Source organism: Kitasatospora sp. NPDC093558 (assembly GCF_040683475.1).
Taxonomy (GTDB): domain Bacteria; phylum Actinomycetota; class Actinomycetes; order Streptomycetales; family Streptomycetaceae; genus Kitasatospora.
The window spans coordinates 1-6,402 of the sequence record NZ_JBFBDY010000326.1 but is presented as its reverse complement, the minus strand read 5'-3'; the positions used below and the strand labels follow the sequence as shown (position 1 = coordinate 6,402).

Sequence of the window (6,402 nt, the reverse complement as noted above, 5' to 3'; positions counted from 1 at the left end):
GCCTCCGCTCAGACCGACCCCGCCCCCCCCGACCTCCACACCCCCCAGCCACCCCACGCCCCCGCCGACCCCGCCGCCGCCCTGCCCGCCGACGCCGTCTGCGCCCTCTGCGCCGCCGGAGCCACCGGGACGTGTGGCGGCTGCGGCCGGGAGGTGTGTGGCGCGCACCTGTACCGTGCCGCCGACGCCGCCTCGCCGCGCTGCGTCCGCTGCGCCGGTCCCGCCCTGCGGGCCGTCCTGGACTGCGCCCGCCGCGCCGGGGTGCCCGAGCAGGCGGAGCCGGTGCTCGCCGCCTGGGCCGAGGCGTTCGGTGAGAGCGCCGCCGCCGCGCCCGTCCGGCTCGACCTCGCCCTGCTCCGTGCCGAACTCGGGCGCCTGGACGAGGCGTTGGCCGAGCTGCCGGAGTCGGCGACTCGCGAGCGTGCCGCCGTTCTGGTTCGCCGCGCCGCCGGCCGTCTGGAGGCGGGCGAGCCCGGCCCGGCCGCCGGTGACCTCCGTGAAGTCCTGCGGCTGGCGCCCGGCCACCCGCAGGCCGCCGCCACCCTCGGCATGCTGGCCGAGCACGAGGCCCACCGGCACGCCGTGGAGGGCCGCCGCCGGGAGGCCTGGGAGGCCTACCGCGCGCTGCTGCTCGCCGACCCGACCGATCCCCGCCTGCTGCACGCCCTCGGCCTCGCCGGGTACCGCCTGGCGACCGCGCCCGACGCGGCGGACGGCACCGTCGACCCGCAGCTCTGGCAGTGGACGATCGGCTGCCTGGCCGCCGCAGTGCACCTGCCCGCGCTGTGGGCCGAGGCCGCCCGGGTCACCGGCCGCCCGGCCGACCCGCCGCGCGTCGCCGCCGCCCGCACCGCACTCGTCGAGCGGCTGCGCGTCGACCTGCGCGCGCTCGACGTGGCCGAGGGCCGCACCGGTGAGGACGTCGCGAACTGGACGCTCCGCCTCGCCATGGAGGCGCACTGTGCCGACGCCTTCGCGCAAGCCGATGTGACGGTCCGTCAGCCAGGGCGGGCCACCGCCGGCCGTCTCGTGCACGGCCCCACGCTGACCGCTCTCCTCCGCGCCGCCCCGGAACTCCCGTGGTGGGGTGATCAGTTCGACCGTGCCGTACAGGGCTGGAAGCGCGCGTCCCGCCGCGAGCCGCACCCGCTGGACAAGGCCCTCGACCTGTTCGGGTCCTTCGGACCGCAGCGCTACCTCCTCGTCCAGGGCCGCCAGCCCGCCGCCGTCGAAGCGCTGGAGGCCGTCCCCGAGGCGCAGCGCGACGACGCCTGGCGCGGCCTGCTGGCGGCGGCGCTGGTCAGCCAGGCTCGCGACCACCGCCGCGGCCAGGAGTGGCGGGAGGCCCTCGACTGCCTCACCCGCGCCCGCGCCGTCCCGGGGGCCGAACTCCCCGCCGACGCGGCTGCGATCGCCGTCGAGTCCGGCCTGCAGGCCGCCCGCGCCCTGCTCAGGAGCAGTGACGACGACCAGCAGGGCGCAGCCGAACTCCTGGAACGCGCCCTGGCGTTCGACCCCGACCACGAGGACGTCCGCACCGACCTCGGCGCCACCTACGCCCAGTGGGCCCGGAAGATCAACAACGAGACCAAGGACTACCCCCGCGCCCTCACCCTGCTGCGCAAGAGCCTGACCCTCAACCCCGGCGACCAGACCGCCCGGCAGTTCCTCGCCGCCGCCCTCGGCAACCGGGCCGGCCAGCTCACCCAGCCCGACGCCCCGACCCGCGACCTCGAAGAGGCCGTGGAACTGTGGCGCGAACTGATCGACCTCGACCGGGATCCGGACCACCGGCTCGGCCTCGCCTTCTCGCTGCGCCGCCTCGCGCTCACCGCCGCGCTGGCCGACCGGAGCGCGGTGGCGGTGTCCCGGATGACCGAAGCCCTGCGCGCCGACCCGGAGTTCACCGGCCGGGCCGAGACGGAGGCCCCGCGCCGGGTCGCCGTCATGCTCGCGAACCACATGCTGGACACCCTCCAGGGCCGCCCCTTCGCCGAGCGCGCCGCGCTGCTGCGCAAGGCGATGGAGTACGACGACCAGGGCGCCGACGTCCGCAAGCTGGCCGTGAGCGTGTGGCGCAGCGAGGCCGTCGACCAGTACGAGGCCAAGCGTTACACCGAGGCCGTCCGGCTGCTGGAGGAGGCCCTGCGGCTGTCCGGCTCGGCGGAGGACACCGCGAAGCTGCACACCGAGCTCGGGATCGTCCTCAGCGCCCACGCCGTCGCCCGGGCCAACGCCCGCGCCTACCGGGAGGCCCGCCAGCTGATCAAGCAGGCCGTCGAGCACAACCCGCGGGACGCGGAGCTGCGCACCCTCCAGCGCAAGATCAACTCGCTGTACTGACCCGGTCGCCGTCCGGTCCGCCGTCCGGGCCGCCGCCCCGGCGACTCCCGGACCCGCCGTCGAAGGAGAGCAACCCGCGCCATGCCACTGGAAGAACCGTCGCCGTACGAGATCCTGGGCGTCCCGCTCACCGCCGGCGCGCGCGAGATCCTCCTCGCGGTCGGCCCGGCGATGCGGACCGGCCGCTACACCCGCCAGCAGGTCCAGCTGGCCTCGGACGCGCTGCGCAACCCGGACAAGCGGCTGGAGCTGGACCTCCACCAGCCCCTCCCGCCCGAGCCGGTCGACCGCGCCGCCGGGCTGCTGGCGCCCGCCCTCGCCGACCCGCTGCTCGCCGTCGAGCGGCCCCAGCCGCCGCCCGCCGCCTCCTTCCTGGCGCTCCACCGCGCCGAGCTGGCCGTCGACTTCGCCGAGCCGGCCCCGGCCGGCACCGCCCCCGAACCGCCCGTCCCCGCGCGCTTCGCCGCCGACCTGTCCGTGCTGCCGCAGATCGAGGTCCCCGAATGACCACCCACCACGCCCCGAGCCCCGAGCCGTCCGCGTCCCTGCCCGCTTCGGCCGCGGTGCCCGGACGGCTGCCCGCGCCACTGCCGGTGCCGGAGCGCGCCCGGGCACTCGACCTCGGGCAGAGCTTCACCCAACTCCTGTTCCGCGCCTCGATGCTGACGCGCAAGCGCGAGGAGGAGGCGCAGGCCGCCCGGGCCGCGCAGCGGGAACTCCTCGGCGCGCTCGTCGAGGTGGACGACGCGCTCGCCTCGCTCGGCCTCGACCCGGAGCTCGTCCACCTCGGCCGTGGCGCCGGGATCGAGGCCACCCGCCGCCGCCTGCTGGGGCGGCTGGCCAAGGCCGGGGTGCGGCCGATGCGGCTCGAAGGGCTGACGGCGGACCCTGCGCTGACGGAGATCGTGGGCACCGAGCCGCGGCCGGGGGTGGCGCCGGAGACGGTCGTCCAGACGGTCGTCACCGGGTTCTTCTGGGGGGACGCGGTGCTGCGCCGGGCCCAAGTGGTGGTCGCCGCACCGGAGTCGGAGAGCGTGTACGAGCTCGGCGTCGGGTACGACGTCGGCGCCGGGTACGCGGAGGCGGTGCCCGCCCCGGAACCGAAGCCCGACGAGCCCGAAGCGATCGATGAGCCCAAAGAGCTCGACGAGCCCGAGCAGGGCACCGAGCCTGAAGGGCCCGACGAGCCCGACGAGCCCGCGCCGGACCCCGCCCCGCCGGCGGGCCAAGGCCGCCCGACCACGCCGCCCACCAGGCCCCGGCGGGCCCGCACGGGCTCCGGCATGCGCCGCAAGCGGAAAAAGAACTAGAGGGGAACGCCATGTACCGCACACTCGGCATCGACCTGGGCACCACCAACTCCGTGGTGGCCCACCTGCGCCGGGGCGAGCCGGAGATCGTCTTCAACCGGCAGAACCAGGAGGCCACGCCCTCCGTCGTCGGCACCGGCCGCAAGGGCGAACTGCTGGTCGGCTCCACCGCGCGCAGCCGCACCGCGATCGACGGCGCGAACGTGATCCGCTCGGTCAAGCGCTTCATGGGCCGCAAGTTCAAGGACCCGCAGGTCCAGGCGGCCCTCAAGGAGGTCGACTACAAGGTCACCGCCGGCACCGACGGCGACGTCAACGTCTGGTTCAACGGCCGTTCCTACACCCCGATCGAGATCTCCGCGATCATCCTGCACCGCCTCAAGGAGGACGCCGAGCAGCGCTTCGGCGAGCCCTTCCACCGGGCCGTCATCACCGTCCCGGCCTACTTCGGCGAACGCCAGGTCGCGGCCACCCAGGAAGCGGGCCGGATGGCCGGCCTGCACGTGCTGCGGATCATCAACGAGCCGACCGCCGCCGCCCTCGCCTACGGGATCACCTCGGAGGCGGGCGACGAGGGCCGCACCGTCCTCGTCTACGACCTCGGCGGCGGCACCTTCGACATCTCGATCCTGCTGCTGGTGCCGGGCTCGGTCTCGGTGCTCGGCATCGAGGGCGACAACCTGCTCGGCGGCGACGACTTCGACCGGGCGATCACCACCGCCCTGCTCGACGACATCCGCGAGGAGTACGGCTCGGACTACCAGCCCGACCTGCGCGACCGCCCGAAGATCGCCTCCACCGCCGAGACGGTCAAGATCGAGCTCTCTCACCAGGAGGCCTCCGAGATCATCCTCCCCGGCCTCGGCGCCGGCCAGCTGGTGCTGGAGACGGAGTTCGAGCGCACCCGCTTCGAGGAGCTCATCGAGGGCCACATCGAGCGCACCATCGAGCTGACCCACAAGGCCATCATGCAGGCCAACCTCACCGTCGGGGACATCGACGAGGTCGTGCTGGTCGGCGGCTCCACCGCGATCCCGCTGGTGGCGCGGCGCCTCGGCGAGGTCTTCGGGCCGCGCCGGATCCGCCGCGGCGTCAACCCTATGCAGTGCGTCGCGCTCGGTGCGGCCGTGCAGTCCGCTCTGGTCGGCGAGGTGGAGTGCACCGAGTGCCGGGCCCCCGGCGACCTCTCCGCCTCGGCGTGCGCCAACTGCGCCACCTCCCTGCTCGGCGGGCCCCGGGTGTCCTGCCCCGCCTGCCACATCCCCGTCGACGCCGGCGCCTCCTCCTGCCCCAAGTGCGGCCAGGCGCTGGACGGTTCGGGCGTCGTGACACCCCCGTCCCAGGCCGCCACCGTCACCCACACCGACAACTGCCCGCGCTGCGGCACCCCGGCCGCCCCCGGTGTCACCGCCTGCGAACTGTGCGGCGAACCGCTCAACTCGGCCGCCCCCGGGCACACCAAGGTGGCCTCCAGTGCTGCCGAGGACGTCGGCCTGCGCTGCGCCGCCTGCGGGGTGGTCAACCCGCCCGGCAGCGAAGTCTGCCCGGGCTGCGGCGAGTTGATGCAGGTCACCAACCCGTTCGACATCACCCCGAAGAACCTCGGCATCGAGCTCAACGACGGCCGGCTCGCCGTCATCATCCCCAAGAACACCAGCTACCCGACGAGTTCGCCGGTCAGCCGGGAGTTCGTCGTCGCCGGCAGCGGCCGCCAGCGCCTCGAAGTCGCCGTCTACGAAGGCGAACACGAGATCGCCCAGCAGAACGAACTGATCGGCCACCTCACCCTTCGCCTGCCGGCCGGCCTCGGCGGCCGTGTCCCGGTGGAGGTCTCCTTCGGCCTCGACCGGGACCGCACCATCACCCTGTCGGTGCGCGTCCAGGGCGGCGGCGAGAAAACCGTCAAGCTCGAACGGGTCACCCTCGACCCGGAGTTGAAGGTCCAGGTCGAGGAGCAGCAGCGGCAGATCGAGACCTTCACCGACCGCTGGGGCGGGGAACTCACCGAGGCCGAACTGCGCGAGGCCCAGCGCCTCATGGACACCCTCGACGACCTCGCCGCCGGCCAGACCCGCGGCCGCTCGGTCGACGAGGCCCTGGAGCGGGCCCAGCGCCAGCTCAAGGCCCAGCGCTGGGTGCGCGGTTCGGAGGCGTACCTGAGCCTGTTCATCCACTACTGCGAGAAGCACCTCGACCCGAGCGACCTCGACCGCCTGCGCTCGGTCGCCGCCGAACTGCGGCTGCGCCGCGAGGCCGCCGACTGGGAGGGCGCGATGCGCGCCGCCCAGCGCGCGGACGAGCTGTGCGACTCGCTCGGGCACACCTTCCGCATGCTCACCATGTGCAACGTCTACGTCAGCCAGAACCTCGTCTCGCCCGGCCTCGCCCAGCAGATCATCGCCGAACTGCGCGGCCTGGACGCGGCCGTCGAGTCCGCCAACATGGAGGCCGCCAACCGGCACAACTCCGCGCTCCTGGTGCTCTACGCCCAGGCGCAGCGGGAGCTGGGCAACGACCCGACGCCGGAGTCGCTCGGCCCGGTGCGCCCCGAGGAGGCTGGTCCGCGATGACCCCCGACGACGCCGTCCCGCCGATCGAGGTGCCCTGCCCGCAGTGCGTCGTCCCGGCGGACCCGGAGAGCCTGCGCTGCCCGTCCTGCCGGGAGGACCTGGTCGCCCTCGTCCGGCTGCGCTACGCCGGCCGGATCGACTACAACGACGCCCTCGACGCCGTCCGCGAGGGCGACGAC

The 6,402-nt window shown here is 74.7% G+C and carries 4 protein-coding genes and 1 pseudogene; all 5 read left to right on the top strand.

All coding sequences use genetic code 11. From position 1 onward, the window contains the following. Positions 1–2,343 (top strand): annotated as a pseudogene (locus tag AB0O00_RS25190) (hypothetical protein); the annotation flags it as partial. Positions 2,344–2,424: 81 nt separating this feature from the next. Then, positions 2,425–2,850, top strand: a complete 426-nt coding sequence (locus tag AB0O00_RS25185; protein WP_363655352.1) for a hypothetical protein — start codon at positions 2,425–2,427, stop codon at positions 2,848–2,850. Continuing rightward, entirely contained in the window at positions 2,847–3,653 is an 807-nt protein-coding gene (gene grpE, locus AB0O00_RS25180) for a nucleotide exchange factor GrpE (RefSeq protein ID WP_363655351.1), read from the top strand. Before AB0O00_RS25185 ends, grpE begins: the two co-directional genes overlap by 4 nt. A gap of 11 nt (positions 3,654–3,664) precedes the next feature. Then, a complete protein-coding gene (locus AB0O00_RS25175; protein ID WP_363655349.1) occupies positions 3,665–6,223 on the top strand; it encodes an Hsp70 family protein in 2,559 nt (852 codons plus the stop codon). Then, a partial coding sequence (locus AB0O00_RS25170; protein WP_363655347.1) for a hypothetical protein occupies positions 6,220–6,402 on the top strand: 183 nt, incomplete at its 3' end. The genes AB0O00_RS25175 and AB0O00_RS25170, both read left to right, overlap by 4 nt.

What these genes read in the sequence shown, in the direction of transcription:
- AB0O00_RS25175 (WP_363655349.1), top strand. Translation starts at nt 3,665, where the DNA reads ATGTACCGCACACTCGGCATCGACCTGGGCACCACCAACTCCGTGGTG.
- AB0O00_RS25185 (WP_363655352.1), top strand. Translation starts at nt 2,425, where the DNA reads ATGCCACTGGAAGAACCGTCGCCGTACGAGATCCTGGGCGTCCCGCTC.
- grpE (WP_363655351.1), top strand. Translation starts at nt 2,847, where the DNA reads ATGACCACCCACCACGCCCCGAGCCCCGAGCCGTCCGCGTCCCTGCCC.